This window comes from Vibrio sp. 11-4(1), from assembly GCF_013048625.1.
Classification (GTDB): Bacteria; Pseudomonadota; Gammaproteobacteria; order Enterobacterales; family Vibrionaceae; genus Vibrio; species Vibrio diabolicus.
In genome coordinates this window covers 394,215-419,904 of record NZ_VHSY01000003.1, presented here as the reverse complement: position 1 = coordinate 419,904, position 25,690 = coordinate 394,215, and the positions used below count along the sequence as shown (strand labels likewise).

Annotated in this window: 23 protein-coding genes; 8 read left to right on the top strand and 15 right to left on the bottom strand. The window is 45.9% G+C overall.

The genetic code is table 11. The annotated features are described in order from the left end of the window. Positions 1 to 57 precede the first annotated feature (57 nt). The 12 genes from recG to FKN16_RS08280 form a co-directional block, all read right to left on the bottom strand. On the bottom strand, positions 58 to 2,139 hold the full coding sequence (recG, locus tag FKN16_RS08335; protein ID WP_170902462.1) for an ATP-dependent DNA helicase RecG: 2,082 nt from the start codon (positions 2,137 to 2,139) through the stop codon (positions 58 to 60). A 252-nt stretch (positions 2,140 to 2,391) separates the two neighbouring features. After that, positions 2,392 to 3,075 carry a tRNA (guanosine(18)-2'-O)-methyltransferase TrmH gene (gene trmH, locus FKN16_RS08330; protein ID WP_170902461.1) on the bottom strand — a complete coding sequence of 228 codons (684 nt, stop codon included), beginning with the start codon at positions 3,073 to 3,075 and terminating at the stop codon, positions 2,392 to 2,394. 52 nt (positions 3,076 to 3,127) lie between these two features. Next, positions 3,128 to 5,248, bottom strand: coding sequence for a bifunctional GTP diphosphokinase/guanosine-3',5'-bis pyrophosphate 3'-pyrophosphohydrolase (gene spoT / locus FKN16_RS08325; RefSeq protein ID WP_005379340.1), 2,121 nt, complete (start codon positions 5,246 to 5,248; stop codon positions 3,128 to 3,130). A gap of 39 nt (positions 5,249 to 5,287) precedes the next feature. Next, positions 5,288 to 5,560 carry a DNA-directed RNA polymerase subunit omega gene (gene rpoZ / locus FKN16_RS08320; RefSeq protein WP_005379346.1) on the bottom strand — a complete coding sequence of 91 codons (273 nt, stop codon included), beginning with the start codon at positions 5,558 to 5,560 and terminating at the stop codon, positions 5,288 to 5,290. A 181-nt stretch (positions 5,561 to 5,741) separates the two neighbouring features. Further along, the gene (gene gmk, locus FKN16_RS08315) at positions 5,742 to 6,365 is read right to left on the bottom strand and encodes a guanylate kinase (protein WP_005394946.1); all 624 of its coding nucleotides are present in this window, start codon (positions 6,363 to 6,365) and stop codon (positions 5,742 to 5,744) included. 285 nt (positions 6,366 to 6,650) lie between these two features. Beyond that, on the bottom strand, positions 6,651 to 7,874 hold the full coding sequence (locus FKN16_RS08310; RefSeq protein ID WP_170892257.1) for a hypothetical protein: 1,224 nt from the start codon (positions 7,872 to 7,874) through the stop codon (positions 6,651 to 6,653). A 9-nt stretch (positions 7,875 to 7,883) separates the two neighbouring features. Continuing rightward, entirely contained in the window at positions 7,884 to 8,516 is a 633-nt protein-coding gene (locus FKN16_RS08305; RefSeq protein ID WP_170902460.1) for an energy transducer TonB, read from the bottom strand. A gap of 4 nt (positions 8,517 to 8,520) precedes the next feature. Continuing rightward, entirely contained in the window at positions 8,521 to 8,928 is a 408-nt protein-coding gene (locus tag FKN16_RS08300; protein WP_005379359.1) for a biopolymer transporter ExbD, read from the bottom strand. 25 nt (positions 8,929 to 8,953) lie between these two features. Beyond that, complete coding sequence (locus tag FKN16_RS08295) at positions 8,954 to 9,481, bottom strand: MotA/TolQ/ExbB proton channel family protein (RefSeq protein WP_005379363.1); 528 nt, start codon at positions 9,479 to 9,481, stop codon at positions 8,954 to 8,956. A gap of 9 nt (positions 9,482 to 9,490) precedes the next feature. Next, positions 9,491 to 10,852 (bottom strand): MotA/TolQ/ExbB proton channel family protein, encoded by a 1,362-nt coding sequence (locus FKN16_RS08290; protein ID WP_005394940.1) that lies wholly within the window; start codon positions 10,850 to 10,852, stop codon positions 9,491 to 9,493. A gap of 3 nt (positions 10,853 to 10,855) precedes the next feature. Continuing rightward, positions 10,856 to 11,620, bottom strand: a complete 765-nt coding sequence (locus tag FKN16_RS08285; RefSeq protein ID WP_104971145.1) for a DUF3450 domain-containing protein — start codon at positions 11,618 to 11,620, stop codon at positions 10,856 to 10,858. 65 nt (positions 11,621 to 11,685) lie between these two features. Beyond that, a complete protein-coding gene (locus FKN16_RS08280; protein WP_048624621.1) occupies positions 11,686 to 14,286 on the bottom strand; it encodes a TonB-dependent receptor in 2,601 nt (866 codons plus the stop codon). Between the two features lie 820 nt (positions 14,287 to 15,106). Here FKN16_RS08280 and FKN16_RS08275 point away from each other — a divergent pair. From FKN16_RS08275 to FKN16_RS08250, 6 genes are all read left to right on the top strand, one after another. Further along, positions 15,107 to 16,132: an ABC transporter permease subunit gene (locus FKN16_RS08275; protein WP_065646536.1), complete on the top strand. Its 1,026-nt coding sequence runs from the start codon at positions 15,107 to 15,109 to the stop codon at positions 16,130 to 16,132. Between the two features lies 1 nt (position 16,133). Then, on the top strand, positions 16,134 to 17,177 hold the full coding sequence (locus FKN16_RS08270; protein WP_006741815.1) for an ABC transporter permease subunit: 1,044 nt from the start codon (positions 16,134 to 16,136) through the stop codon (positions 17,175 to 17,177). 38 nt (positions 17,178 to 17,215) lie between these two features. Then, positions 17,216 to 19,042, top strand: coding sequence for an extracellular solute-binding protein (locus tag FKN16_RS08265; protein WP_053808672.1), 1,827 nt, complete (start codon positions 17,216 to 17,218; stop codon positions 19,040 to 19,042). Positions 19,043 to 19,051: 9 nt separating this feature from the next. Continuing rightward, positions 19,052 to 19,909, top strand: coding sequence for an ABC transporter ATP-binding protein (locus FKN16_RS08260; protein WP_005394932.1), 858 nt, complete (start codon positions 19,052 to 19,054; stop codon positions 19,907 to 19,909). A 35-nt stretch (positions 19,910 to 19,944) separates the two neighbouring features. Continuing rightward, positions 19,945 to 20,784 carry an ABC transporter ATP-binding protein gene (locus FKN16_RS08255; RefSeq protein ID WP_005394930.1) on the top strand — a complete coding sequence of 280 codons (840 nt, stop codon included), beginning with the start codon at positions 19,945 to 19,947 and terminating at the stop codon, positions 20,782 to 20,784. Positions 20,785 to 20,950: 166 nt separating this feature from the next. Then, complete coding sequence (locus FKN16_RS08250; RefSeq protein WP_012841209.1) at positions 20,951 to 21,376, top strand: phosphate-starvation-inducible PsiE family protein; 426 nt, start codon at positions 20,951 to 20,953, stop codon at positions 21,374 to 21,376. 55 nt (positions 21,377 to 21,431) lie between these two features. On the opposite strand, the gene FKN16_RS08245 is transcribed toward FKN16_RS08250, so the two are convergent. Then, complete coding sequence (locus FKN16_RS08245) at positions 21,432 to 22,298, bottom strand: YicC/YloC family endoribonuclease (RefSeq protein ID WP_005395766.1); 867 nt, start codon at positions 22,296 to 22,298, stop codon at positions 21,432 to 21,434. Between the two features lie 185 nt (positions 22,299 to 22,483). On the opposite strand from FKN16_RS08245, the gene rph reads away from it, so the two are divergent. Beyond that, the gene (gene rph, locus FKN16_RS08240; RefSeq protein WP_005395768.1) at positions 22,484 to 23,200 is read left to right on the top strand and encodes a ribonuclease PH; all 717 of its coding nucleotides are present in this window, start codon (positions 22,484 to 22,486) and stop codon (positions 23,198 to 23,200) included. Between the two features lie 100 nt (positions 23,201 to 23,300). Continuing rightward, complete coding sequence (gene pyrE, locus FKN16_RS08235) at positions 23,301 to 23,942, top strand: orotate phosphoribosyltransferase (RefSeq protein ID WP_124007343.1); 642 nt, start codon at positions 23,301 to 23,303, stop codon at positions 23,940 to 23,942. 85 nt (positions 23,943 to 24,027) lie between these two features. Here the strand turns inward: pyrE and FKN16_RS08230 are convergent, their stop codons facing one another. Both FKN16_RS08230 and slmA read right to left on the bottom strand, forming a co-directional pair. After that, entirely contained in the window at positions 24,028 to 24,978 is a 951-nt protein-coding gene (locus FKN16_RS08230) for a Kdo(2)-lipid IV(A) acyltransferase (protein ID WP_012841196.1), read from the bottom strand. A 6-nt stretch (positions 24,979 to 24,984) separates the two neighbouring features. Next, on the bottom strand, positions 24,985 to 25,575 hold the full coding sequence (gene slmA, locus FKN16_RS08225) for a nucleoid occlusion factor SlmA (protein WP_005395778.1): 591 nt from the start codon (positions 25,573 to 25,575) through the stop codon (positions 24,985 to 24,987). Positions 25,576 to 25,690: the final 115 nt, after the last annotated feature.

Here is a 25,690-nt window from a genome sequence, read left to right as displayed (position 1 = left end):
CGATTGCTTTGGTTTTTAGCGTATTAAAAAACGAGCCATTTGGCTCGCTTTTAATCACTATGCTTTGGAGTAAATATCCCGCTCACCCAACCAGCGATCAATAATTGCTGTTGCGTTAGTCGGGTAATTGTCATGAATATGACGCGCAATGCGCTGAACTTCGGGAATCAGACGTTGATCTCGAACTAAGTCTGCGATTTTGAAATCAGCAAGACCAGTCTGTTTTGTACCCAAGAGTTCGCCTGGGCCACGAATCTCTAAGTCTTTTTGTGCAATGACGAAACCATCGTTACTTTCACGTAGTACTCCGAGACGTTTTTGCGCGGTTTTCGACAGTGGAGAGTGGTACAGCAGCACACAATGGCTAGCAACGGAACCTCGGCCCACGCGACCTCTCAACTGGTGTAATTGTGCCAAACCAAGACGTTCAGGGTTTTCTATGATCATCAAGCTAGAGTTTGGCACATCCACGCCAACTTCAATCACTGTTGTTGCGACCAGCAAATGCAGTTTATTGTCTTTGAAATCTTGCATCACCGCTTGTTTCTCTGCCGGCTTCATTCGGCCGTGTACTAGACCAATTTTTACGTCCGGTAGCTTACGTTGAAGCTCTTCAGCGGTATCAGCCGCGGCTTGTGCTTCTAATACTTCCGACTCATCAATCAGAGTACACACCCAATATGCCTGCTTACCTTCGTTTAAACAGGCATTTCGGACACGCTCGACGATGTCGTCACGTTTTGTGTCAGGAATGGCGACGGTTTGAATCGGCGTTCGACCCGGAGGCAGTTCGTCAATCACGGAAGTTTCCAGGTCAGCGTATGCGGTCATCGCTAACGTGCGAGGAATAGGCGTTGCCGTCATGATCAACTGATGTGGGTAGGCGCCTTGTTTTGCGCCTTTTTCACGTAACTCTAATCGCTGATGGACACCGAAGCGGTGCTGTTCATCAATGATGACCAAAGCAAGGTGATGAAATTCAACGTGCTCTTGGAATAGCGCGTGAGTACCCACTACCATTTGTGCTTCACCACTGGCAATGCGAGCCAGCTCGGCTTCCTTTGCCTTACCTTTGAGTTTGCCCGCTAACCAACCGACTTGAATGCCCATGGTTTCAAACCAGTTGGCGAAGTTGATCGCGTGTTGCTCAGCCAATAGTTCGGTTGGTGCCATGAGTGCCACCTGATAGCCGTGCTCAATGGCACGAACGGCGGCCAGAGCGGCAACCAACGTCTTCCCCGATCCCACATCACCTTGCACTAATCGCATCATTGGGTGCGGTTTTTCTAGATCGGCTTCAATCTCTTGTACTACTCGGGTTTGAGCGTTCGTAGGAGAGAAAGGCAGTTGGGCTAAAAGCTGCGTTTTTAGTTTATTGCAAGGACCGAGAGGTAACGCTGAATCCTTCTGGCCTTTGCTACGAACCGCCAGCATCGATAAGTTTTGTGCGAGCAACTCTTCCATGATCAAGCGTATTTGGGCAGGATGTTTGCCTTCGTCAAATTCATCTAAATTAATGGTTGGTGGTGGGCGATGAATGGTGTGTAGCGCTTGCGACATCGTGATTTGATGGTCATACAACCCCGCTGGAAGTAATTCCTGAACTGCAGTTTTATCAAGCAGAGCTAAAGCTTGTTCGGTAAGGTTGCGTAATGTGATTTGGCGTAAACCATCGGTGGTGGGATAAACAGGGGTTAAGCTCTGTTCTACATCGGGCTTTTGATCGCTGACGTAAAACTTGTAGTCAGGATGAACAATTTCCAAGCCCATGCCACCGCGCTTAATTTCACCGTAAGCATGTACTAACTTACCTTGTGTGAAATTGTTCTTCATGGCCGCGGTAAAGTTGAAAAAGCGCAGCGTGATAGTGCCATTACCGTCGCTGATTTTTACCGTTAACATTTTGCGCTTACCGAAGATGGTATCGACTGCCATGACCTTGCCTTGCACGGCCGCCCAAAGGCCGGCATGCAGTTTAGCAATAGGATAAATACGGGTACGATCTTCGTAGCGCAGTGGAAGATGAAACAGCAAATCTTGAACGCTATGTAAGCCAACTTTGGCGAGTTTTTCTGCGACTTTCGCGCCAACCCCAGAAAGGGAGGTTAATGGGACGGCAGATAACATTTGGGCGGACATAGAGGGCTCAAGAAAATGGTTAACATAGCAGTATGTTAACCATGGAGCTGTGTTTTTGTACAGGAAAAAATAGTCATGCTTTAGTTAGTGTCATGATTTGACTGATAACCTGTCATTCCGAGGAGCCTAGCGACATCAGGAATCTATTTCCAACAAGTATGTCGTTGAAGTTAACACTATCAGCATCTGTATATTTGAGAATTAGATCCTGAATCACGCTCCTTCGTCGCTGTTCAGGATGACGAAAGTCTGTTACTTGCTTTGCATCTCTTGCCACCACGCATCATCGGCGATGATTTGGCCTTCGTCATCGAGTGGCGGGTAAGCGAGCCTTTTGCGTTTCGCGACTTTTGCCAGCACTGGGTGACCACGTTCAAAGAGAATACGGTTGATTGTCTCTTTAGGTAGAGCGCTTTCTTCTCGGTCGTACATGCCTGCGGCTTCACGTTGACGTTGCGCTTCATACAAAATTACGGCACTGGCAACCGATACGTTTAGTGACTGCACCATGCCTACCATCGGGATAATTATGTCTTGATCGGCAAGCTGTTTGGCTTGCTCTGAAGCGCCAACTTTTTCGCTGCCTAAAATAATGGCCGTTGGTTTGGTGTAGTCGATCTCGCGAAAATCGACGGCGGTGTCCGAAAGATTGGTCACCAAAACCTGCATACCTTGCGCTTTCAGTTCGGTAATCGCAGTTTCAATGGAATCGTGAGTATCCACTTCAACCCAGTTACGTGCGCCAGCTGATGTATGGCTCAGCGTACGCATTTTGTCAGGCCAAATGGCATGAACTTTGTGTAGGCCTGTCGCGTCAGCGGTGCGGATCACGGCAGAGACGTTGTTTGGCTTATGCACTTCTTCGAGACAAAGTGTCAGATCAGTTTGGCGATTTTTTAGGACTTGGTGAATGCGGTTGTAACGTTCTAGGTTCATATTTATTGAGGTATAAAAAATCGCCACCTAACAGGGTAGGTGGCGATAGAGGTTAGTTCTTTCTGCGTCTGACTCGGGTTGCTTGAGGCATTGCCTTAATCTTACGCATGATGCCAGCAAGGTGGACGCGATCTTTCGTCGTCAACAGCACAGTCACAGTGTACAAACGACCATCACGTTCTTCCGTTGAAAGACCATGAATGTTTGACCCTGTTTTCGAGATCACGTTGGTCAGTTCTGCAAGAGCACCTTGGTTGTTAAGCATGTCGACTTTAAGTTCAGCAATGAACTCTTTATCGTAGTCTTCAGACCAAGCGACAGCCATATAACGATCTGGCTCTTTCTGATAACCACGAACGTTCGGACATGTTTCTCGGTGAACCACTAAACCACGACCAGGCGATACGTGAGCAATAATGTGATCATCTGGGATAGGATGACAACAATTTGCAAACGTCAGCAATAAGCCTTCTGCGCCACGAATCGGAAGCTTCTTCTTCGAGTCCGTTGGGATTGAGCTTGTTGTCGTGAGCTCTTCGGTATCACCAAGGAGACGACGTGCAATCACAATACTCATCAACTCACCCAAACCAATAGCTGCCAATAAATCATCGATGCTTTCTAGGCGAAGATCATTCAAGACTTCTTGGATATTTTCTGGATAAATTGAATCAATCGAGTGGCGGCCAAGTGCGTGATTAAGTAGGCGACGACCTAAAGTAATCGACTCTTCACGACGCATCGTTTTCAGTACTTGACGAATCTTAGTGCGGGCACGAGAAGTCACGACATAGTTCAGCCATGCCGCATTCGGACGCGCACCAGGGGCACTGATAATTTCCACCGTCTGACCGTTTTTCAATGCCTTACTCAATGGGTAAGGGTTACGGTCAACACGAGCACCAACACAAGAGTTGCCTACATCGGTATGTACGGCATAGGCAAAGTCGACGGCCGTTGCGCCTAAAGGTAATTCAACGATACGACCTTTTGGTGTGAAGACGTAAATCTCATCTGGGAAAAGATCGGATTTTACGTTTTCAATGAATTCGAATGAGTTACCCGCGCTTTGTTGTAGCTCTAACAGGCTTTGCATCCAACGCTGAGCTTTCACTTGCGCAGTGGTGCCAGATTTGTCGCCTTTGTCTTTATAAGACCAGTGCGCCGCGACACCTTTGTCCGCCATTTGATCCATATCTTCAGTACGGATCTGTACTTCAACAGGTACGCCGTGTGGGCCAACCATGGAAGTGTGTAGCGATTGATAGCCGTTTGCCTTTGGTACCGCGATGTAATCTTTCATGCGACCAGGACGTGGCTTATACAAGCTGTGTACTTGGCCTAAAACGCGATAACAAGTATCAGCGGTATCAACAACGACTCGGAACGCATAGATATCCATGATGGTGTGAAAGCGCTGTTCTTTGGTTTTCATCTTGTTGTAGATAGAGAACAGGTTTTTCTCACGACCAACGACGCGAGCATTCAAGCCGAAGTCTTGCAGACGGCCTTCTATTTCGCTGTGAATGCGTTGGATCATCTCTTTACGATTGCCGCGTGCCGCTTTTACCACTTCTTTTAGTACGCGGTAGCGGTTGGGATATAGCGCTTCAAAGCCCAGCTCTTCGAGTTCGGTTTTGATATTGTGAATACCAAGACGATGAGCGAGTGGCGCGTAAATCTCTAACGTTTCACGAGCAATACGACGTTTTTTATCTGGTCGAAGCGCGCCAAGCGTACGCATGTTGTGCGTGCGGTCAGCCAGTTTGATCAGAATGACGCGGATATCTTGCACCATGGCCAGAACCATCTTACGAAAGTTCTCAGCCTGAGCCTCTTTCCTATCGCGGAATTTGAGTTTGTCCAGTTTAGATACACCATCAACCAATTCTGCGACAGTGTTGCCGAATTTCTCTTCGAGATCTTCTTTAGTTACATCACAGTCTTCAATGACGTCATGCAGCAAAGCAGCTTGGAGGGTTTCGATATCAAGGCGCATTTCGGCCAAGATACGAGCCACAGCGACAGGGTGGATGATGTATGGTTCACCGCTAGAGCGGGTTTGCCCTTCATGGGCATCTCTCGCTACCACATAAGATTGACGCAGAGCCTCAATCTGAGGCTCTGTTAGGTATTCTTGGGCAACGTCTTTGAGGCTATCGAATAGATACAAATTATAGGCCCGGGAGGTTGTTGAATTCTAAAGTCAGAATTAACGGTTGTGAGCGATGCTGCTTACTGCCGCTAGCTCTGCCGCTTCTTGCTCTTGCTGTTCTTGACGTTCACGAGCGTCTAGAACTTCTTTAGTAATTAAACCTTCTTCGATTTCGCGTAGAGCGATAACCGTTGGCTTATCGTTCTCTTCTGGCACTAGTGCATCTTTACCGCCAGTTTGCATTTGACGAGCGCGGCGAGCCGCAATCAGTACTAGGTCGAAACGGTTGCCAACTTTTTCAACAGCGTCTTGAACAGTTACGCGTGCCATGAGGACTCCAAATAGTTAACTAAAATTTTAGAATGACGAGAAAGTATACAACCTAACTACTTTATTTACTAGCAATTAGACAAGCCACCGTTTGTGGACTTTCTCAGGTAGTTTATTGTGTTTTTCGCACTGAGCAAAAAACGAAAAATTCTTTATGTTTTACAGCGTGACTTTTTTGAAGTTACTCTGCTAACAACGCGTCAAGCATACCTTTATATTTAGCAGCTTGCTTTTCTTCCTTCAATCTCTCTGCACGCAAGATGGCTTTAAAGTCCATCAAAGCGGTATCAAAATCGTCGTTTACGATCACGTAGTCGTATTCGCTGTAATGAGAGATTTCTGACTTGGCTTCAGCCATACGTTTTGCGATCACTTCATCGCTATCTTGACCACGAGTGTTCAAGCGACGCTCTAGCTCACCGTTTGATGGTGGCAGGATGAAGATGCTTTTGGCTTCAGGCATTTGCTCACGGATTTGGCGTGCGCCTTGCCAGTCGATATCAAGAAAAACGTCGATACCTTTATTTAGCGTTTCTTCAATCCACACACGAGAGGTGCCGTAATAATTACCAAACACTTCAGCGTATTCTAGGAAGTCACCTTTAGCGATCAGGGCTTCAAACTCATCTTTCGCTACAAAATGGTAGTGGACACCATTTTCTTCACCAGGTCGCATGTTACGCGTGGTATGAGACACAGACACTTTCATTGCGTAGGTTGGATTGCGTTCCAACATCGCTGAGATCAAGCTAGATTTACCTGCGCCGCTAGGTGCAGATACGATATAGAGAGTACCTTTGCCCATTGTACTGTTCCACTTTTGATTGGATTGATTGAGTGCCGAAGGAAAGTCCGACATTCTTATAACGATAGCACTGGCAATGATAAATCAACCACCAAAGGGATGGATATTGGTGATAATCCCGCCAGAAAAATGGAGGCGAAGAGTATCATGATCTCTATTTTGTTACCAGTTGATCTTTTCGTCTTACTTAAATGTTGAAAAGAGCTCGCGTGCGCACAAACAAACGAAAAAAGGGGAAGCTTTCACTTCCCCAGGCGTGCGACTGACTCACACTTAATCTTCGAATTATCCTTGAGACTCTAGGAAATTTATCCAAGGGCTAACGGTAGACCTAAATTTTGGCGATTGAGCCGCGCCTTTCATTGCCTGTAAGGCCTTTTGTGGCTGCTTAAGCTCGAAATAGGCCATTCCGCGAATGTATTCAAGTTCTGCCTTTTGCTCTTTAGAGGCATTCGATGCTGCGTTTTCTACAAAGCGAGTCGCTTCAGAATACTGCTTGTCTTGTACCATTAAGCGAGCAATCTGAATTTGCGTTTTAGCAGAAGGAGCGATGTTATATGACTTTTTATAAGCGAGAATCGATTTATCTAGCTCTTTAGCTTGCTGCCAGAAGCTGGCCAAGCGATCATAGTTTTCCTTCGTCTTTTCAATGTTTCCAGATGCCATCTCCTTCTCAAGAGTTTTGGCCGCTTTATATGGAATACCTTGGTAAGCTAAGAAGTTTACAAAACGTAAGTACTCTTTCTCTCCTTCCAGTTTCCCCATTTTGTAAACCATTTCTAAGGTTGCTAAAGAGTTTTGCTCTTGACCCAACTCCATATAAACGCCAGAAAGTTGCATCCAATAACGCTTTTTCTGAGGGTACTTTGAAGTAAGGGTTTTAAGCACACTGGCAACGCTTTTCAGCTGGCCTAACTCGTAGTGAGAGGCAACGAGAATTAAGTACCAAGACTCACTTGGGTTCTTGCTCATCGCAATTGCTTTTTTGGTTGGTGGGATTGCATTTCTGTAATCTTCCAACTGGACATAAGCGCTTGCTAACGTGATATAAGCATGAGCTTGAGGCTTCTCTTTGGTTGTTTCTGCAACTTTGAACCATTCCTTCATCGTTTTCACAGACAACGTGTACTTCTCTTCAGCTAGGTAAAGTTGAGCCAAGCTGTAGCGAACTTGTTGAGCGACTGGAACGGGAAGCGCATCGAGCTTTAATGCCTCGGCAAAGTATTTCGCGGCTTGCACATAATTGTCTTGTAGCGAATACAAAAAGCCCGTTTGCTGAAGTAAAACTGCTCGGTCGTATTTTTTCGAACTTGTGCTTTCTAAAGCGCTTGCTAGTTTTTCTTTCGCTGCTGAATATTTTTCAGTTGCGATCAACTCTTGCACTTTGTTGACGGTTCGAAATGTCCGATCTGATAACTGAGGAGCTTCTTTTGCCATCGTAGGAGCGGCCATTGCCACTCCTGCGAAGAGAATTAAAGAAGCCACTTTGCTTTTCCATAAACTTTTCATCGTGACTCCTTAATTGGTTGAGAACTCTATTTCTTGCGATAGGCGCGAGCTAACAGGTTTCCCGTCAACCAATTTTGGTTTAAATGTCCATTTAGAGACTGTTTTTCTTGCCGCTCGACCGAGGCCTAAGCGTCGTGGTTGCTCTTTAAGAACTTTGATGTCCTCTACGGCACCACGTGCATTTACAGTAAACTCTAGTAAGACAACCCCTTTTTCAATTCCTGCTTTCGCAGCCTTTCTAGGCATTTGAGGCTGGAATGTTGCAAGAGGGGTCGGACCTCCGCTACCCGCTAATTGTGCACCTCCACCCTGGCTATAATGTCCAAGCACCGAGCCACCTGTAACATTTACGGGTAGGTCAAGTTTTGGCATGTCCATTGGGGTCTGCTCCGTCACCGGTTTTACTGTCGCTGTCACTTTCATTTCTGGCGGCGGCGGCGGACGCTTAGGTGGTGGTGGTTTTGGAAGTTCGCGTTTTTTCTCCTGTATTTTTTCTTCTGGTTTAATGCGAATAAACTCGACCATACGTAGGTCATCATTCGACACTAACTCGTGGCGCTCTTTGTTTACTAGCTTGTCCATCCCCCAGAACAACCCGAGGGAGACAATGAGCGCCAGTGCAATTGAGGCCAGATACCGCATAAGCTTAATCCTTATTGGTTGCGGCAATGGAGATGCTTTCTACACCTGCCATTTTGATCTGGTCCATAACCTTCACGACTACGCCAGCATTTGCTTCAGTGTCGGCTTGGATAACAACTGCGCCATCAGGACTTTCTGCACGAAGACGTTCAATATTCGCGCGAACCGCGTCCACTTCGATGCGGCGTTTATCAACCCAAACATCACCCGCCGCACCAACTGCGACCATGATGTTACCTTTCTTAACGGTTTGCGCTGAGCTTGCCGTCGGACGGTTTACTTCTAGACCTGCTTCTTTTACGAACGATGTTGTTACGATAAAGAAGATCAACATGATAAATACGATGTCGAGCATCGGTGTCATATCGATAGCGGTTTCATCACTGCTATCACTGCTATAGCGTCTTTTCATGACCTATACCTCTAATTCCATTTACTCAGGCAATATGCTTTAGCTTATCTTCCAGCTTTTGCGTTGTGACTTTGGCTAAATGATCAAGACGTGAACTAAAGAACAGTCCTGATAGAGAAGCCACCATCCCGGCTAAAGTTGGGATTGTTGCCTTTGAGATCCCCGAGGCCATTGCTCGAGGGCTTCCTGTTCCTGTTACCGCTAAGATGTCGAATACTTGGATCATGCCGACAACGGTGCCGAGTAGACCCAGTAGGGGACAAAGTGCAATCAATACTTTCACGATTGGTAGTCCCTTTTTATTCTCAATATCCTGACGAGAAACGATTTCTTGTCGGATCATCTTAGCGTTCCAACTTTGATGCTCTGAGCGCCCTTGCCATGAGCCAACGGCTTTTTTCATGGCTTTTGGAGCGACGGCAGCAAAATAGAACCAACGTTCTAACAATACTGCCCACAGCATAAAGCTGAGGATGAAGATGGCGACGAGTACATCGCCACCCATTCCCAAGAAGCGCCTAATTGATTCAAGTTCTCCAACTAACCACCACATAACGCCTCCTTAGCTTTCGGCTTTATGCAGTTTTTCCTGATAGCGAGCGATGAAGCCTGCACTCTGTTCTTCAAGAGTTTGAACCAAACGACGACCTTTGCTGTGTACGATGGTGTAAAGGAACAGCAATGGAATTGCGACAACCAGACCTAGCATAGTGGTAACAAGAGCTTCAGAAATACCGCCAGCCATCAGTTTAGGGTCGCCGGTACCGAACAGAGTAATGGCTTGGAATGTGCCGATCATACCCATTACCGTACCCAGTAGACCAAGTAGAGGAGCTACAGAAGCAAAAAGCTTGATTGAGCTGATGAAGCGCTCAATGCTTGGAGCATTACGTAGAATGATTTCGTCCAGCTTCGCTTCCAGATCTTCAAGGTTGTCACCTTTGTGCTCTTGGTAAGCTTGGATAACTTCACCCAATGGGTTGCCAGGAATCACGGTTTCTGATTTCGCTTGCTTACGCATTTTGCCGCCAATCACTTGAAGGCGTAGGAAGCAAATTAGAGCAATGATAGCGCCAACTGCACCCATACCAAGGATGACGTAACCTACAATGCCACCTTGATCAATTCGTTCTTGAACGGTTGGGCTTTGTACAAGTAGAGACAAAATGACACCACGGGATGGGTCAATAAACAGTGGCTCATAGCTGTTTGACGCTGACTCAAAGCCTGCAACATGACGTGTAATATTGGTGCGAGGCTGTCGAGAGAGTTCTTCGAACTTACCTGTTTGAGGTACATAAGTGACGTACTTACCATCGGCAATCGCGTTAAACTCACCGACGAGAGTGACATCGCGAACCGCTTCTTTACCTTCGCCATAAACAACCGTTGCTTGGGTTGTTGCAGTTTCGCCAGAAGCAACCACTTGTTGAAGAATGGTATGCCAGAAAGCTTCTAGCTCTTGTGTTGACGGCAGTTCTTTACTTTCAGCCAGTTTCGTTAGTAGAGCGTCACGCTCTGGGAACTGAACAGCGTTTTGAGAGGCTGCAAATAAGCCCTTAAACTCGCCCGCATACTGGCGGACCACACCAAACATTTCGCCCAAAGTACCAGAGCGAACACGTAGGGTTTCTGTTAGTTCAGTCAGCTGCTTATCGTTTTCATCAAAGGTTGCTTTAAGTTGATCGCCCAGTGCTTGCTGTGCAGCTAGCTCTTCACGAGCCTGTTGCAATAATGCTGCTTGCTTATCTCGGTTGTTCTTGAACTCAGCTTCACGGGCTTTGTTCTCTTTCGACTCAACGATGCTTTCTGATTTTACGTTTTTAAGTAGTTCAGATAAGTTTTTAGGCGCTTCTGCTTGTACGCCAGAAACCATAAATAAGCTCGCTAGTAGGCCAGCGGCTAGAGTTTTGAATCCTTTCATCTCTTATTCCTCCCCAGCAAATACAGGCAGTTTGATTAGCGCTGGTGGCGCTTGCTTCTTCGCGATACGAAGGCCTTGCTGTACCGCGATGCGGTAGCTTTCTGGTAATGTTTCCCATTGACGTGTTTGTTGGTTCCACATACCTGTCTCACCACCGTCTGGAGATTGGAATAGAAGTGCTGTGCGACCAATACGTAGGAAATCGTAAGTCACGGTTTCACCATTTCGGTCTAGGCTAGCTTTGTAAGATTCGATTGAGCGAGAGAAGCCTTCTTCAATTTGGTACGCTTCCATCACTTTACGGAATTTCTCTGAAGTTGTTACGTCGGCGCGATCCATGAGACGACGCAGTTCTTGGACACGTTTATTACGCTCTTTTTTCTGGAAAGGCAGATCGAGAGTCACAAATTCGTCGAGTGCATCGATCATTTTTAATGTAAGTGGCACCACTTCTGTTGCCGTTTGATCGATTTGAGCAATTTGGTTATTTAATGAGTCCAACTCGCCTTGCTGCGATTGAACCATACGGTTAATTTGCTCGTTGTAGACTTTCATACTGTCGATTTGACGAAGTAAGCCTTTGTATTCTGCCAACATGCCTTCAGTGCTTTCGGCATAGTTGTCGATTTTTTGTTGTGAAGCTTCTGAAGATTGATTTGCTTTTGCTTGTGTGGAAACGACAGCACCAGAGTTGGCCGCTACAGAGCTACTACTGATAGTAAGCAATGCTGCAGCTATGGCACTGAGACCAAATTCCTTGAATTTCATGGTTGCATCCTTGTCAGTGTTTTAGTCAGTCGAAAAGGGCGCGGAAAACCCGCGCCAAATATTTTTTAGAAGTCGTATGATGCCTCGATGTAAAGCTGACGGCCGATTGGATCGTCATATCCAGTTGCATAGAATGGAGAGGTATCATTTAGAGGATCGGCAGGCGGTACCTTGTCAAACATGTTGATAGCACCAAGAGTTACACGGCCACTCTCGTTGAATTGGTAAGAAGCCGTTAGGTTCCATGTTGTCATGCTCGCGATTTCTGCTTTGTAACCAGCTTTCTTAGCAGAGTCACAGTCATCAAAGTAGTAACGGTTCGCATAGCTTGAACACATACGGTCACGGTATTTACCAAATAGGTTGATAGCGACATCTTCGTATGCCCAGCCAAGGTTTAACGTTGCGGTGTATTCAGGCATGAAATCTCTTTCATCCGTTACTGGCTCACTGTCGTTTTCTTGATATTCAGCAATCAAGATCTTAGTTACAGCTACGCGCGTATTGAATGAACCGAACTCATTAGTGTCGTAAGCATATTTCACAGCAAGGTCAACACCAGAACGCTCTTCATATGACTGGTTGACTGGGCCGTAAGATACGGACTTGATTGTACCGTCTGTATTACGAACTACTTCTGTGCCTGGGTATTTACCTGGATCGTTAATTACGTCTTGGTAAGTTGGTGCTGTTACGACGTCTTCCATCTTGATGTGGTACCAGTCAACAGTTACGCCAAGGTCATCCACAGGTTCCCAAGCTAGACCCAAGTTAATGTTTGTACTTGTTTCTTCTTTCAGCTCAGAGTTAGGGCCGTTAAGCGTATCGAAGTATTGAGTATCACACTCTGGGTACTTATCTTTATCTTGTGGGCCGCTACCACCAGCGTTGGCACAAAGCACAGGGTCAAAACCAGAACCAAAGCCTCGAGTTTGATCACCAAATAGTCGCTTCAAGTCTGGAGCTCGGAAGCCTAGACCGTAGCTACCACGTAGCAATAGGGTGTCAGTAGGACGGTATGCTAGGGCTACTTTAGGAGTGAATGCGCCGCCAGTTGCCGAGTCGTCGAAGTAGTGGTCGTAACGACCAGCGACAGTCATTTCTAAATCTTCAATGATAGGAATAAGAGCTTCAACACCAAGACCAATCTGATCGCGGTCACCGCCGCCTGATGTTCCACCTAGACCAGAGAAACCACCAGCTGCTGTTGTAGCATCAATCGTTTCGTTGTAGTCAGTACGGTTCCATTCACCATAAACAGCAAAGCCAGACATACCTGCAGGAAGTTCAACCAAATCACCAGCCAGTGAGCCGTTAACAGAGTAAAGCTTTGAGTAAGCTTCTTTGCTTGATGTGCCGCTGTATTTGTTTACAACGTCTTGAGAGATAGGCCCTAGAAGATCGACATCGCCATTTTGTACGGCTTGATCAAGAGTTAGGAAGATTGCTGGGTTGCTTGTTTCAACGCTTTGCTCAGAGTAACCAGCTGATAGGTCCCAATCATACGCATCAGCAAGCAGGCCGTTCAAGCCTAAGGTTAAGCCAAAAGAATCGGCTTCAGTGTTACTTTCGCGTGGGCCAAATTCGACCATACGGCGAGTGTATTCACCTTCGCCGCGGAAGTGAGTGGCATCAACTTCTACGCTGTAAGGGTTAGGTTCGAATTCAGATTCTGTAGACTTGTAGCCAAAACGGGCTTCTGCCATGGCAGTGACATTGTCGTTAATGTCCATTTCACCACGTAAAAGCAGGTCTACTTGTTTATTTTCTGGTTTCAACGTTCGGTATGCAGAGCGGTTAACACCACACTTGCCATCCGCTCGTTCAATAGCGGCATCACCAACGACTTCTTTACATGAAGAACCAGCATCAGCTGGTGTTAGAAGTGTTCCGTTTGCGCCTTCAAAGTTTGCACCGTAGCTAGAGTAACCACTTAGCTGAGAACGGCTAGAACCGTCATCGCCAGCCCAATCATCTCGGTCAGATTGCTTAAGCATTTCGTTGCCCGCAAATTGGCCAACGAAGAGAATACGTTTATCGTCAAAATCTTTACCGGCAACAACGTCTAAACGGCCATTTTGGTAGCCACCATCTGTTGCGTCACCCGCACGTACTTTTACAGAAACGCCATCAAAGTCTTTCTTTAAAATGAAGTTTACGACACCGCCGATCGCGTCGGAGCCGTAGATAGCGGAACCTGAATCAGTCATTACTTCAACACGCTCGATAGCGGCAACAGGGATTTGACCAATGTCTTGGAAGTTAGATGTGCCATCTTGAGCCAGTGGGTATTGAGGAAGGCGACGACCATCGATAAGAATCAATGTGCGTGAAGCGCCAAGACCACGTAAGTTGACTGACTGTGCTGCAGGTGTGAATGAGAAAGAGTTCGTTTGAGCCATTACACCACCGGTGTTTTGAGTCAAACTGTTCAACACGTCTTGCGCGCTGTTAAAACCTTTAGATTCAATATCTTTACTATTAATAACAGTAACTGGTGAAGGACCTTCCATATCCGTCGTGGAGATACGCGAACCAGTAACTTTCATCTTTTGAAGTTTTTCAACTTGTTGCTCTTCTGCCAGTGCTGTTGCTGGGGCTACGACTGCTGCTGTCCCCAACGCAAGGCTTATCGCAACAGATAAAGCGGTTGTGTTTTTATACATCCTTGTTGCTCCGATTATTATTATTTCCTATGTCTGGCCGCATAGCGGCCAATTGTGACGTTAATATTTCGTTAACGTTCGGCCAATGTATAACCGAGATGAAAAAAGGAAGTCAAACCAGTGGTAAACGGGGATGCTTAAATGTAAAAAAGATGTAAATAACCAGGGTTAGTTTAAAACGCGGAATAAAAAACTAAATAGCCTTACCAAGGCGACATCAAATTTCAATAAAACACCGTATTTTGTGTTTCTTATAAACTTTAATGACTTATCTTGCCTATGGTTTTTTAGTGGGTAATTGAATCTGAAAAAAGATATTTTTCCAGTGAATTGTTCTGAGATGAGTTTTATATCGAATCCATACTTTGGTGACTCGAACTTATAGGGTGGTATCAAAATATGATACCCATTGCTGTAAAAGGGCTCACTCGTATTTTTAGGTCAAATATACATGTGGTGGATATGTCTATTTATTCCATGTATTTGCATTTTTATGTAGGGTTTTGGCTCTAAACAGCCTAGATTGATATTCTGTGTGAATTATTTTTGTGGTTTTTTATAATTTTTTACAAAAACATTTCTGTTTTTCGACTTCGGAGGAAGTTTGTCATGTTTTGGTTTCAAACACTTGAAGCTGATGTGGATTCAAGATAAATATGACGCTGAAATTATTGCAGTAGTAGAAAAGTCTGGTTCTTGAAACGCAGGGAGTGTGTTTCAACAGTTTTAGTTACTACGAGATAAATATGCACCACTTTGGGCGGGGAACTTCCTCTTTCACTCCGCCTGAACTGGACAGTAGACAAGGAGCAAGTTGTATATGCTGTCGTACTTTTTACGCCGTTTGGCGTTGGTGATACCAACGTTTCTCGGGATAACTATTCTTATCTTTGCTATCACTCGTTTCGTGCCGGGCGGACCTGTTGAACGCATGTTGTCACAAATGCAGTCTCAAGGGGATGGTGCCGCATCAATGACGTCTGCTGGTGGCAATACCGCCCTTTCTGATGATCAAATCGCTGAGCTAAATGCGTTTTACGGTCTGGATAAGCCAGTGACAGAAGCGTATGTGGAGTGGCTAAGCCGCTTGATCGTGCTAGACCTTGGTGAGTCAACACGTTACTACGAACCTGTCTCTGACATGATTGCAGAGCGTTTACCTGTGTCGTTATTTTATGGCGGCATGACCTTTTTTATCAGTTATTTTATCTCGATCCCTCTTGGTTATTACAAGGCGCTCAAGCACGGCTCTGTGTTTGATTCCGCTTCTTCAATACTCATCTTTGTGGGCTATGCCTTGCCTGGCTATGTGGTGGGTGTATTGCTCATCACGCTATTTAGTTATCACTTGGAATGGTTTCCGATGGGAGGCTTTGTCGGCGATGACTTCGACGATTACGAAACTTTCTTTGAACGCGCCAAGGACATCATGTGGCACGCGGTGTTGCCTTTAATCTGTTACCTCATTGGCGACTTTGCAACACTGACAATGACGATGAAAAACAACCTGATGGAAAACCTTTCTTCAGACTATATCCGTACAGCTATCGCGAAGGGCTTACCTTTCAAAAAGGCGGTTCGTAAGCACGCGTTGCGTAACAGCTTAATCCCAATCGCGAGTCACTTTGGTAACTCTTTGTTGTTCTTCATGACTGGTGCCTTCCTGATTGAAGTTATCTTCAATATTGATGGCATTGGTTTATTGGGTTACGAATCAATCATGGAGCGTGATTACCCTGTTGTTATGGGTATTGTCGCCATTAATGCGCTGTTGCTGCTCATTGGTAACATTATTTCAGATATTTGTGTTGCTTTAGTCGACCCACGTGTGAAGTTTGGAGCGTAACATGATTAAAGTTAGTCCATTAACTCAAAAGAAAATTCGCCACTTTAAAGAGATCAAACGAGGTTATTGGTCGTTTGTCATTCTCTCAATCATGTTGATCCTGTCGCTCTTTGCTGAACTTCTGATTAATAGTAAAGCGCTAGTCGTCAAGTACGATGGTAGCTACTATTTTCCTGTTGTCAGTGATGTCCGTTTAGGCAGTGAATTCGGCCAAGAGTCATCCAGCGAAGCGGATTATCGCGTGCTGCAAAAAGCGTTTGAGGCCGAAGGGGGCGACAACTTTGTTATTTTGCCGCTTGTGCCATGGAACCCATATGAACAAGATTTTAGTGGTGATTTCCCGCCAACAGCACCTAGTGCCGAAAACAAGCATTATTTAGGTACAGATGTGATAGGTCGCGATATTTTGGCGCGACTTGTCTACGGATTCAGAACGGCAATGGGATTTGCTTTGCTCACCATGGCAATTTCCTACGCGATCGGCACGGCTGTCGGTTGTGCTATGGGCTTTTGGGGCGGTAAATTTGACTTGTTTGTGCAGAGACTTATCGAAATCTGGTCAATGGTGCCGTTTTTGTACGTCATTATGATTCTTGTCTCAATCGTTCAGCCGACGTTCGCTCTCTTTGTCGCTATTAACGTGCTTTTCACTTGGATGGGGATGACATGGTACATGCGAACCATGACCTATAAAGAAGCGGCACGAGAATACGTAATGGCGGCACGTGCTCTGGGGGCATCGACGGGACGTATTTTGTTTAATCACATCCTACCGAATACGATGGTAATGATTGTGACATTGGCTCCGTTCACTATTGCAGCAAACATCACTGCGCTGACCGCTTTGGATTATCTAGGTTTAGGTCTGATGCCACCAACGCCAAGTTGGGGGGAACTGCTACAACAAGGTAAGTCAAACTTAGACTCGCCATGGATTGTTGCTTCAGTGGTGACGTCAATTGTACTCGTGTTGGTAATGGTGACCTTTATTGGTGAAGCCATTCGAGCGGCCTTCGACCCGAAAAAATTCACACGCTATGTTTAAGCGAGCATTGTGAGCAAAACATAAAAAAGGGAAGTTTTATGAAGAAATTATTTTTAGCGTCCACGCTGAGCGCCCTGAGTTTTGGTGCAATGTCAGCAACGCTTCCGACTGACTTAAACTGGCAAACAAACTGGGATGAGCCTCAATATGGTTCGCCTGAAGCGAAACGTGGAGGGACCTATCGCACCTTCATGTCAAGTTTTCCACAGACGTTACGTAGTGTTGGTCCAGACGCCAATGCGGGGTTGCGTTCCTTTATCTTGGATGAAACCCCTGGATTGGTGGTTCGCCACCCAGACACTTTAGAGTTCATCCCTGAACTTGCTAATGAGTGGGCGTTAGCTGGCGACAATAAAACCGTCTATTTCAAACTCAATCCAGAAGCCAAATGGTCGGACGGCAAGCCTGTGACTGCCGACGATTTTGTATTCATGCTTAAGTTTTATCGTTCTAAGGATATCCTAGAACCTTGGTACAACGATTATTACAACAAAACCATTGCGGAGGTTATTAAGTACGACGCTCATACGTTTGCTGTTAAGGCCGCGAAAGAGTTCAATCCGGAAGAATTATTGCTAAGAATGGGGGCTTTACGCCCACGTCCCGCACACTTTTATGCCAATCCTTCAAAGGACGAAAATGGTGATGGTATTCACGATAATTTTGTCCGTTACTACAACTTTAAAAGTGAACCAACGACCAGTGCGTATTACCTAGATGATATCAAAAAAGGTAGAAGTGTGACTTTCAAACATGTTGGTGAAGATTGGTGGGGTTACAGCAATAAGTACTACCAAAATCGCTACAATGTCGACAAGATTCGCATCACGGTGATCCGCGATAGCGATATTGCGATGAAGCATTTTGAAAAGGGTAAGTTGGATGCATTTGGTCTGGTTCTGCCAAGTCTATGGCACGATAAATCGAACACAGAACCGTACCAAAAAGGCTACATTCAAAAGTTCTGGGGTTACAACCAATTTCCAGTCGGTGCGGGCGGCGTATGGATGAACACCGCGATGCCTTTACTGGATGATTTAAACGTTCGCAAGGGCATTACTTACGCAATTGATTTTGATGGCATGATTGAGAACATCATGCGTGGTGACTACTCCCGTAAGCCAAACCCGACCGGTTATGGCCATGGTAAATATACCCTACCAGACGCGAAAGCACCGAAATTTGACCCAGCAAAAGCGGCCGAGGCATTCGAAGCCGCAGGCTTTAACAAAATTGGTTCCGATGGTATTCGTGTCAATGACAAAGGTGAGCGTTTAAGCTTCGAGCTGACCTACGGAACACCTGTTCATACTCCTCGTATTGCTTTTTTGCGTGAGCAAGCCAAGCTAGCAGGGTTGGATATTGAGCTCAAGTTGGTTGATGGCTCATCCATGTTCAAATACGTCCGTGAGAAAAAGCACGATTTGGCTTTCTTAGATATGGGGACGTCCGAGATCCCAACGTATTGGGAGTACTTCCATTCAGTCAATGCGAACAAGCCGCAAACTAACTCTTTCACAAACTACAGCACGCCAGAGCTGGATGAAAAGATCATCGAGTATCGTTTTAGCATGGATATGGATAAAAAGATCCAGCTAGGTCATGAGATTCAGCGTGACATCATTGATGCGCACGTTATCGTAACAGGCTACATGATTCCTTATGTCCGCTACGGTCACTGGCGCTGGCTAAAGTTTCCTGATAAGCCAATGAATCGCATGACAGAGGCGTTGTTCAGTGGTGGCATCATAGGGGATGGCACTTACTGGATTGATAGCGATATCAAGAAAGAAACCAAACAAGCGATGAAATCAGGCAAAGCTTTTGAACCTGTCGTCGTCGTAGATGACACTTATAAGCTGTAAGGATTGGTTATGGAAAACGATGTAATCCTAAGTGTTAAAGATCTCGAAGTTGAATTCACCACCGATGATGGACCAGTGAAGGTGCTGCATGGTGTGAACTTTGATGTGAGAGCTGGACGTACACTCGGTCTGGTGGGAGAGTCAGGCAGTGGTAAGAGCGTAACCTCAATGTCGATCATGGGTCTTTTACCTAAGCCATATGGCAACATCATCAAAGGTGAAGTGAATTATCGCGGCACCAACCTAGTTGATTTGCCTGCGGAAGAGATGTACGCCATGCGTGGCGATCGCATTTCGATCATCTTCCAAGATCCGATGACGGCGCTAAATCCAGTACACACCATTGGTCGCCAAATATGTGAAGTGCTTGAACTTCATCGACCTGAGCTCGACAAAAAGGAGCGGGAGGCTTTCTCGATCGAGATGCTGGCAAAAGTCAAAATCCCAATGCCAGAGAAACGATTGAATGAGTATCCCCATAACCTATCTGGCGGTATGCGCCAGCGTGTAATGATCGCGATGGCGTTGGCCTGTAAGCCGGATATTCTGATTTGTGATGAACCGACTACGGCGTTGGATGTTACGGTTCAGGCGTCTATCCTTGAACTGATGAACGAGCTTCAGGAAGAAACGGGCATGGCGATGATCTTCATTACTCACGACCTCGGGGTTGTGGCAGAAGTGTGTGATGATGTTGCCGTGATGTATGGTGGGCGTATTGTCGAAAAAGCAGAAATTTTTGAGTTGTTTGATAACCCGCAGCACCCATATACAGAGCGTTTGATGGGGTTGATGCCGAGCTTAGATAATGAGCCGAAGCAGATGATCGATATCAAGCCTATTGATGCCAGTATGTTTGCCAGTTAACTGGGCAAAGTGAACGAGTCATAAAAGAGGATGTTATGGCAAAAGAAGTATTAAGAATTGAAAATCTTAAGCAGCACTTTGTTTCTGGTAAAGGGCTGTTCAAGAAAGGCTACACCATCAAAGCGGTAGACGGGGTTTCACTGTCTGTTTCTGAAGGTGAAACACTGGGACTAGTTGGTGAGTCAGGTTGTGGTAAAAGCACCCTTGGGCGCACGATCTTAAAGTTATACGAGCCAACGGAAGGTAAGATTTTCTTTGAAGGTAAAGACATCACTAAACTGTCTGTCAAAGAGATGCGATCGCTGCGTAAAGACATGCAAATCGTCTTTCAAGACCCAATGGAATCACTCAATCAGCGTCATACCATCGGTATGATTCTAGAAGAACCGTTTGTTATTCATAAAATCGGTACGCCAGCCGAGCGCAAACAGTGGGTAAAAGAGCTTTTAATCAAAGTGGGCTTGCCAGAAACGGCAGTCAACCGCTATCCACATGAGTTTTCAGGCGGCCAACGTCAGCGTATCGGTATTGCTCGCGCGATAGCATTGAAGCCTAAATTACTGATTTGTGATGAATCGGTATCTGCGTTAGATGTGTCGGTACAGGCACAAATCTTGAACCTATTACTACAACTGCAACAAGAGATGAACTTGGCGATCATCTTTATCTCTCACGATCTCTCTGTGGTGAAACACGTCTCTGACAAAGTTGCCGTGATGTATTTTGGTAAAGTGGTAGAAGCAGGCAGCGCGAAAGAAATTTATGCAAACCCGCAAAACGAGTACACCAAGAAACTCCTATCTGCGATTCCGATCACCCACCCTAAATATCGGAAGAAAAAGCGCCTGGCTGAAAAAAAGCAGCAAGTGGCGTAAGTGATGCCACAGGTCCTATAACACAAAAACGCTCCGCCAAATAAGCGGAGCATTTTTATAGGTCTATGTTAGGTCTTGGTGTTGATTGACGCCTGAGTATTATGATTGATTGAAGATCGTTGCATGCTAAACTCAAGGCCTATCTTCTTTGTCTGGATAATGGACCATGCCGTCGAATTTACCGAAATCCTTTAGTCGACCGTTCCTGAAAATCTTCCATATTTTGGAGGCGGTATTATTAGTCTCTATTACCTTGGCGACGCTGTACGCCATGATGCAAGAGTTTGTACACGTATTTGTCGAGAAGCGTGTCTTACTCACGGATATTCTTTTGATGTTTATCTATCTGGAAGTGCTCGCCATGGTGCAGCAGTTCGTGATGAACGGAAAAATTCCGGTACGCTATCCTATCTATATCGCGATGATGGCGATCGCCCGCTATATCACACTCGGAATGAAAGAACTGGATGCGGTTTTGGTTGTGTGGTTATCTCTGGCAGCGTTTATCTTAGCTGCGGCAACGTTGCTCATCAGAGTCGGGCATCATTATTGGCCCTACGTTGATAACAGAACCTTGGAAAAAGATGAATAAAAAAAAGCCCCGCACTAGCGGGGCTTTTTTGTTTCAATACTCGATGACTTTTAGATCATTCAATATTTTGGATCTGCTCACGCATCTGTTCAATCAGAACTTTCAGTTCAACGCCCGATGCGGTGATGTCTGTGCTGATGGATTTCGACGCTAGCGTGTTCGATTCACGGTTGAACTCTTGCATCATGAAGTCCAGACGACGACCCACTGCGCCACCTTTTTTCAGAATGTTTGTGGTTTCTTTTACGTGAGAGTCCAAGCGATCGAGCTCTTCAGCAACATCCGATTTTTGCGCTAGCAAAATCAACTCTTGCTCGATACGAGACGGATCCAGTTCCACTTTAGCGTCTTCGAACTTCGAGAATAGTCGTTCACGTTGCCATTCTAAAATTTCTGGCATGCGCGCACGCACTTTTACGACTTCTGCAGAGATGGCGTCTAAACGCTGTTCAATCAGCGCCTTCATGTTCTCGCCTTCACGAGCGCGCGCTTCAATAAATTCATCCATTGCGCCATCAAACGCTTCTAGTAGCACTTTATTTACCGCATCCATGTCTTGCTCTGGCGTTTCCATTACCCCCGGCCATTGCATGACTTGAAATGGATTGATTCGGCTCAGTTCACCAGTCATGTGCATGACTTGTTCTGCGGCCTTAATTACCTGGCTAGCAAGCGCTTCGTTGATGCTAAGCTCACCTTTTGCGGCAGGGTTTGCTTCAAAACGCAGATTACATTCCACTTTGCCTCGCGCTAAGCGCTTACGAAAACGCTCGCGTAAAACGGGCTCTAATCCACGAAATTGTTCTGGCATGCGGAAGTATGTTTCTAAATAACGCTGGTTCACGCTGCGGATTTCCCATACCGCAGAACCCCAGTCGCCTTTTACTTCTTTGCGTGCATACGCTGTCATACTGTAAATCATCGAATTTTCCTGTCTTCATTTTTTTGAAAATTACTTCAAGAGTGTATCACGCTGCGTCGATAGGTGCGCGGGATGTATGGATTGTTTATGTTGTGCCCGCGGCGTAACCTATGAATCCGTAATCGATTCCGTTATAATCTTCGCCCAACCAAATCGTCTTCTCCTCATATTTAAGGTAGATGCCCATGCGTCCAAACGATCGCAAGGCGGATCAAGTTCGCCCTATCAAAATTACTCGTAACTACACAGCTTACGCTGAAGGGTCAGTGCTAGTTGAGTTCGGTAACACCAAAGTGTTGTGTAATGCGACCGTCGAAGAATCTGTGCCACGTTGGCTAAAAGGTCAAGGTAAAGGCTGGGTTACAGCTGAATACGGCATGCTACCTCGAGCAACACATTCTCGTACTCGTCGTGAAGCGGCAAGTGGCAAACAAGGCGGCCGTACGATGGAAATTCAGCGTCTTATCGCGCGAAGCCTACGTGCCGTTGTCGATCTAAAAGCCATGGGTGAGTTCATGATCACCGTTGACTGTGACGTTATCCAAGCTGACGGTGGTACGCGTACTGCATCGATCAGCGGCGCAAGTGTTGCAATGGCCGATGCATTCCAACACCTAGTGGATAGCGGTAAGCTAAAAGCGAATCCAATGAAAGGCCACGTAGCGGCAGTTTCTGTCGGCTTGCTAGGCGATGAAGTATTGTGTGATCTTGAATACGTTGAAGATTCAGCGGCAGACACAGACATGAACGTGGTAATGACCGAAGAAGGTAAGATGATTGAAATTCAGGGCACCGCAGAAGGTGAACCGTTCAGTCACGAACAGTTGATGGCATTGCTCGAGTCGGCGAAAATCGGCATTACGGAAATTGTCGCAGCGCAGAAGGCAGCGTTAGAAAATTAATGATTTATTTAAATAGCTTCCCCGAAAGGAAGCTTTTTTTTTGCATATTACTAGGTCCTAGGACCTGATCCCCACACGAAAAGAAAATTGAGAGAAATCCATGAAAGCATACCAGCGTGAGTTTATTGAGTTTGCACTTGAGAAAGAAGTTCTTAAGTTTGGTGAGTTTACTTTGAAATCTGGCCGTAAAAGCCCGTACTTCTTTAACGCTGGTCTTTTCAATACTGGTCGTGATCTCGCACGTCTAGGCCGTTTTTACGCAGCCGCGCTCGCTGATTCTGGCATTGAATTCGATGTACTGTTTGGCCCTGCGTACAAAGGTATTCCTATTGCAACGACAACGGCGGTCGCACTGGCAGATCATCATGACGTCGACACGCCTTACTGTTTCAACCGTAAAGAAGCAAAAGATCATGGCGAAGGTGGCAACCTTGTTGGTTCTGCGTTAGAAGGTCGCATCATGCTGGTGGATGATGTGATTACGGCGGGTACGGCAATCCGTGAATCGATGGAAATTATTAAAGCAAATGGCGCTGACCTTGCGGGTGTGTTGGTTGCTATCGACCGCCAAGAGAAGGGCAAGGGCGAGCTTTCTGCGATTCAAGAAGTTGAACGTGACTTTGGTTGTGCCGTGATTTCAATTGTAAGTTTGGGTGATCTTGTGACTTACTTAGAAGAGAAAGGTGACGCTGCTGAGCACTTGGAAGCAGTTAAAGCCTATCGCTCGGAATACGGCATTTAATTTGTTACTTTTTCTGAAAAAGTAAAAAGGGCAGATGGATATCCATCTGCCCTTTTTTTGTTTTTGGATTTATCGCCTTGACCACTTACTTATAGCGAATGCCTTTCTCGACATGCTCATCTTGCATGGTTTTGTAGCGTTTATGGAGCCACATCCATTGCTCTGGAGCGCGTAGAATGACCTCTTCCACATACTTGTTCATATAAGCAGCAGCGGCGACTTCGTCTTTTTGTGGATAGTCGGCTTCAATGCACTTATCGGCGATGATGTCGTATTTCCCTTCACCATTGCGAAACCCTGAGCCTGGGATGATCGCACATTTTGAGGTATACGCCAGAATGCTTGTACCAGTTGTCGTACACGCATCGTCTACGGCAAAGAAGGGCACAAATACAGATTTTTTTCGACCGTAATCGTGATCCGGCAGATAGAACAGACGCTCACCACTGCGTAATACACGAATCATCTTTTTCACATCTTTACGATCAATCAATTTATTGCCGTTATGTGTCCGTCCCCAATACTGGATAAAGTTATAAGCAGGATTATTATGCGGACGAAACGCGCCGTACCCGGCCACGCCGAGCACGGCGAAAGCACGTGCAGTGATCTCTAGATTAAGAGCATGGACACAACAAAGTAGGACGCCTTTACCTTCTTTGGCTTTTTCACGCAGTGCGCCGAGATCTTTCTCGACGATAAGTTTTTTAAAGCGCCAAGTCGGCCAGAACCAAGTGATTCCGGTTTCTATGAGTGCCATACCGGTATTTTTGAAGTTCTCTTCAACAATATGTTGAATCTCTTCAGGTGTTTTGTCTGGAAAGGCCAATTCTAAGTTACGTTGAGCAACGTGGACACGCTTTTTACCGTAGCGCATGCCAAGTTTACCGAGTGAACGACCTAATGAAAGCAGCAGCCGATAAGGAAGAATATTGACGAGGATGGCCAACAGACCAAACCCAAGCCATACGCCCCAGTTACGAGGGTGAAGAAGTGAAAGAGAAAACTCGGGCTGCGTGTATTTGTCTTTACTCATAGTCTTTTACTTTATTTGTGCACTCAAAAGCGCCCAGTACTCGTCAAAGTTTGCAGTCGGCTGGTATTTAAAGTCGCTACGCACAAAGCGGTTTAGGCTACCCTCAACTTGTCCCAGAATTTGCGCGGCTAGGATGCGCTCTTCGACAGGGAAAGACTTCCCTTCACGAATCTTACGTTCACGCAGGATCTGGCGCAATTGTGTTTCTATGCGCTCAAAGAGTTGATTGATGCGTTCACGTAGGCGTTCATTTTCAAACATTAGAGCATGGCCCGACAAAATGCGTGTCAGACCAGGGTTACGTTCAGAGAACGCCAAAATAAGGTGCATCACCATACGAATACGCTCTAGTGTATCTTTTTCGTCGTCTAGAATACGGTTGATACGTGTCATCAAGGCTTCTTCAATGAACTCAATCAACCCTTCGAACATGCGCGCTTTACTTGGGAAATGACGATACAGCGCGGCTTCTGAAACGCCGACTTGCTTGGCCAGTTTTGCCGTAGTAATGCGTGAAGCGCCTTCTGTTGATTCAAGCATTTCTGCTAATGCTTGTAAGATCTCTTCACGACGGTTGGATTTTTTACTGCCGGCCATTAGTTACTTCCTTTCAAAATACAAAGTTGAGCGGAGGGGATTATAAGACGCTATTTCGCCTCAAACTAGACCACTAAGGGTGGAATGGGAGATTTAACACCCTTAGTTGTCATGT

What these genes read in the sequence shown, in the direction of transcription:
- recG (WP_170902462.1), bottom strand. Translation starts at nt 2,139, where the DNA reads ATGTCCGCCCAAATGTTATCTGCCGTCCCATTAACCTCCCTTTCTGGG.
- trmH (WP_170902461.1), bottom strand. Translation starts at nt 3,075, where the DNA reads ATGAACCTAGAACGTTACAACCGCATTCACCAAGTCCTAAAAAATCGC.
- rpoZ (WP_005379346.1), bottom strand. Translation starts at nt 5,560, where the DNA reads ATGGCACGCGTAACTGTTCAAGACGCTGTTGAAAAAGTTGGCAACCGT.
- gmk (WP_005394946.1), bottom strand. Translation starts at nt 6,365, where the DNA reads ATGGGCAAAGGTACTCTCTATATCGTATCTGCACCTAGCGGCGCAGGT.
- FKN16_RS08310 (WP_170892257.1), bottom strand. Translation starts at nt 7,874, where the DNA reads ATGAAAAGTTTATGGAAAAGCAAAGTGGCTTCTTTAATTCTCTTCGCA.
- FKN16_RS08305 (WP_170902460.1), bottom strand. Translation starts at nt 8,516, where the DNA reads ATGCGGTATCTGGCCTCAATTGCACTGGCGCTCATTGTCTCCCTCGGG.
- FKN16_RS08300 (WP_005379359.1), bottom strand. Translation starts at nt 8,928, where the DNA reads ATGAAAAGACGCTATAGCAGTGATAGCAGTGATGAAACCGCTATCGAT.
- FKN16_RS08295 (WP_005379363.1), bottom strand. Translation starts at nt 9,481, where the DNA reads ATGTGGTGGTTAGTTGGAGAACTTGAATCAATTAGGCGCTTCTTGGGA.
- FKN16_RS08290 (WP_005394940.1), bottom strand. Translation starts at nt 10,852, where the DNA reads ATGAAAGGATTCAAAACTCTAGCCGCTGGCCTACTAGCGAGCTTATTT.
- FKN16_RS08285 (WP_104971145.1), bottom strand. Translation starts at nt 11,620, where the DNA reads ATGAAATTCAAGGAATTTGGTCTCAGTGCCATAGCTGCAGCATTGCTT.
- FKN16_RS08280 (WP_048624621.1), bottom strand. Translation starts at nt 14,286, where the DNA reads ATGTATAAAAACACAACCGCTTTATCTGTTGCGATAAGCCTTGCGTTG.
- FKN16_RS08275 (WP_065646536.1), top strand. Translation starts at nt 15,107, where the DNA reads ATGCTGTCGTACTTTTTACGCCGTTTGGCGTTGGTGATACCAACGTTT.
- FKN16_RS08270 (WP_006741815.1), top strand. Translation starts at nt 16,134, where the DNA reads ATGATTAAAGTTAGTCCATTAACTCAAAAGAAAATTCGCCACTTTAAA.
- FKN16_RS08265 (WP_053808672.1), top strand. Translation starts at nt 17,216, where the DNA reads ATGAAGAAATTATTTTTAGCGTCCACGCTGAGCGCCCTGAGTTTTGGT.
- FKN16_RS08260 (WP_005394932.1), top strand. Translation starts at nt 19,052, where the DNA reads ATGGAAAACGATGTAATCCTAAGTGTTAAAGATCTCGAAGTTGAATTC.
- FKN16_RS08255 (WP_005394930.1), top strand. Translation starts at nt 19,945, where the DNA reads ATGGCAAAAGAAGTATTAAGAATTGAAAATCTTAAGCAGCACTTTGTT.
- FKN16_RS08250 (WP_012841209.1), top strand. Translation starts at nt 20,951, where the DNA reads ATGCCGTCGAATTTACCGAAATCCTTTAGTCGACCGTTCCTGAAAATC.
- FKN16_RS08245 (WP_005395766.1), bottom strand. Translation starts at nt 22,298, where the DNA reads ATGATTTACAGTATGACAGCGTATGCACGCAAAGAAGTAAAAGGCGAC.
- rph (WP_005395768.1), top strand. Translation starts at nt 22,484, where the DNA reads ATGCGTCCAAACGATCGCAAGGCGGATCAAGTTCGCCCTATCAAAATT.
- pyrE (WP_124007343.1), top strand. Translation starts at nt 23,301, where the DNA reads ATGAAAGCATACCAGCGTGAGTTTATTGAGTTTGCACTTGAGAAAGAA.
- FKN16_RS08230 (WP_012841196.1), bottom strand. Translation starts at nt 24,978, where the DNA reads ATGAGTAAAGACAAATACACGCAGCCCGAGTTTTCTCTTTCACTTCTT.
- slmA (WP_005395778.1), bottom strand. Translation starts at nt 25,575, where the DNA reads ATGGCCGGCAGTAAAAAATCCAACCGTCGTGAAGAGATCTTACAAGCA.